At 74.7% G+C, this 2570-nt stretch carries 3 protein-coding genes; all 3 read left to right on the top strand.

All coding sequences use genetic code 11. The features are described from left to right. Positions 1 to 1466, top strand: a 1466-nt coding sequence (locus AB0K09_RS32210) for an oxidoreductase (protein ID WP_366068938.1), incomplete at its 5' end; no start/stop codon positions are given. Between the two features lie 46 nt (positions 1467 to 1512). Beyond that, a complete protein-coding gene (locus AB0K09_RS32205) occupies positions 1513 to 2250 on the top strand; it encodes an LON peptidase substrate-binding domain-containing protein (protein WP_366068937.1) in 738 nt (245 codons plus the stop codon). A gap of 13 nt (positions 2251 to 2263) precedes the next feature. Further along, positions 2264 to 2570 (top strand): YbaK/EbsC family protein (locus tag AB0K09_RS32200; protein WP_366068936.1); only part of this gene is annotated, 307 nt, incomplete at its 3' end.

Genomic DNA, 2570 nt, shown 5'->3' with positions numbered 1-2570 from the left:
CGCACACCTGGGGGCCGGAGCGGAGCGTGCGCGCGCGGGTGGTCGCGCTGCTGCTGCTGGACGGGCCGCCGCCCGTGCCCGGCCGGGTCGCCGCCCTCAAGCTCAACGGCGTCCAGATCACCGGCACGCTCGATCTGTCCGGCGGCACGGTCGTGCCGTACGTCGAGATGCACAACTGCCGCTTCGAGCAGCAGCTGATGCTTCCGGAGTGCAGCTTCACCACGCTGCGGCTGGTCGGCTGCGCGATACCACGGCTGGAGGCGGCCCGGCTGCGCACCGAGGGCGATCTGCACCTGCCGCGCTCGGTGGTGCAGAGCGGCATACGGCTGACCGACGCGCACATCGGCACGGACTTATTGCTGAACCAGCTCGTGGTGCGCCGCGACCGGCGCGGTCTGTCGATCGCCGCCGACGGCATGAGCGTGGGGCAGGACGTGCAGGCCGAGATGATGCGCTCGTACGGGGAGCTGAGCATGCGCGGCGCCAAGATAGGCGTCTCGCTGAGCCTGCGCGGCAGCATGCTGAGCAATCCGCACGGGCGGCACGCGTTCAACGCCCCGCAGCTGACGGTCGAGCGGACGCTGTACCTGACCTCGGTCGGCGTCAGCGGCTCCCCGTTCGCCCGGGGTGCCACTCCCCCGTACGGCATCGCCACGCAGACGCCCGACCGGGGCACCCGGGTGCAGCCCTTCGAGTGCCACGGCGGGGTGCGGCTGGACGACGGGCGGTTCGGCGACGCGGTGGACCTCAGCCAGGCCCGGTTCATGATGGAGGGCGAGCAGGAGCTGTCGATGCGCCGCGTGCAGACGCCCGAGCTGCGCTTCCTCGGCGAGCCGCCGCAGCGCGGCCGGGTGGTGCTGTCCGGGGCCCGGGTGGTCAACCTCGTCGACCGCGCCGCGAGCTGGCCGGGGCCCGGCGGGCTGGTGATGGCGGGGTTCTTCTACGAGAACCTGATACCGCTGGGCAGCTTCCCGCTGGCCGGGCGGCTGGAGTGGGTGGCGGCGGCCACCCCCGAGTACGCGCCCGAGCCGTACGAGCGGCTGGCCGGGGCCCTGCGCGACAGCGGCGAGGACGCCGACGCGCGGGCGGTGCTGCTGGCCAAGCAGCGGCGCAGACGGGAGACCCTGCCGCTGGCCGGCAAGGCCTGGGGCTACCTCCAGGACTGGACCGTGGCCTACGGCTACCGGCCCGGCCGGGCGATGGTCTGGATGGCCGTGCTGTGGGCCCTGGGCACCGCCTACTTCACCTACCGGCCGCCGGCCCCCCTCAAGGAGGGCGAGGGCCCGGCCTGGAACGCCGCGCTCTACACCCTGGACCTGCTGCTGCCGGTCATCGACCTGGGCCAGGAGAACGCCTGGCGGCCGGCGGGCCTCGCGCAGTGGGTCGTGACGGCGCTGATCCTGCTCGGCTGGGTGCTCGCCACGACCGTGGCGGCGGGCGCGTCGCGCCTGCTGCGCCGCCAGTGAGCCGGGCGGCCGACAGGCAACGGCGCGGCGGTTAGGCTTACCGCCCGTGACGACCGCGCGCCTGCCCATCTTTCCGCTGAACTCGGTGCTGTTCCCGGGCCTCGTGCTGCCCCTGAACGTCTTCGAGCAGCGGTACCGCGCGATGATGCGCGACCTGTCGGCACTGCCCGAGGACGAACCGCGCCTGTTCGGCGTCGTCGCCATCCGCGACGGCCGCGAGGTCGCGCCCAGCGCCCCCGGGCTGCCCGAGGGCCACGGCCCCGAGCCCGGCCCGGCCACCGGCTTCGGCACCGACCCGGCGAAGGCTCTGCACACGGTCGGCTGCGTCGCCGACGCGGCCACCATCCGCGAGCGCTCCAACGGCACCTACGAGGTGATCGCCACCGGCACCACCCGCTTCCGGCTGCTCTCCCTCGACGCCACCGGCTCCTATCTGACCGGCGAGATCGAGCCGATCGAGGAGCTGGACGGCGACGAGGCCGGCGCGCTCGCCTCCGGCGTGGTGCGGGCCTTCCGGGCGTACCAGAAGCGGCTGGCGGGCGCGGCGCAGACCTCGCTCGCCGGGCAGTCCGACCTGCCCGGCGACCCGAAGGTGCTGTCGTACCTGGTCGCGGCGGCGGCCGTGCTCGACACCCCCGTCAAGCAGCGGCTGCTCCAGGCCCCCGACACGGCCTCCCGGCTGGCGGAGGAGCTGCGGCTGCTGCGCGCGGAGACGGCGGTGATCGGTAAGCTCCCGTCGCTGCCGGCCGTGGACCTCACCCGGCGGCCGACCAGCCTGAACTGAGGGGGGACCCGGTTTGGCGTCCACACCCGCCGTCGTGGCCCTGAAGCGGGCCGGCGTGCCGCATTCCGTCCACGCCTACGAGCACGATCCGGCGTCCGGCGTCTCCTACGGCGCGGAGGCCGCGGCCGCGCTCGGCGTCGAGCCGGCGCGCGTCTTCAAGACCCTCGTGGCGGAGGTCGACGGCGCGCTCGCGGTGGCCGTCGTGCCGGTCTCCGGCTCCCTGGACCTCAAGGCCCTGGCGGCCGCGCTCGGCGGCAAGCGCGCGGCCATGGCCGACCCGGCGGCCGCCGAGCGCGCCACCGGCTACGTACGCGGCGGCA

This window comes from Streptomyces sp. NPDC049577, from assembly GCF_040675635.1.
Lineage (GTDB): Bacteria > Actinomycetota > Actinomycetes > Streptomycetales > Streptomycetaceae > Streptomyces.
The sequence above is the reverse complement of the archived record's forward strand: the minus strand, read 5'-3'. Positions and strand labels throughout refer to the sequence as shown.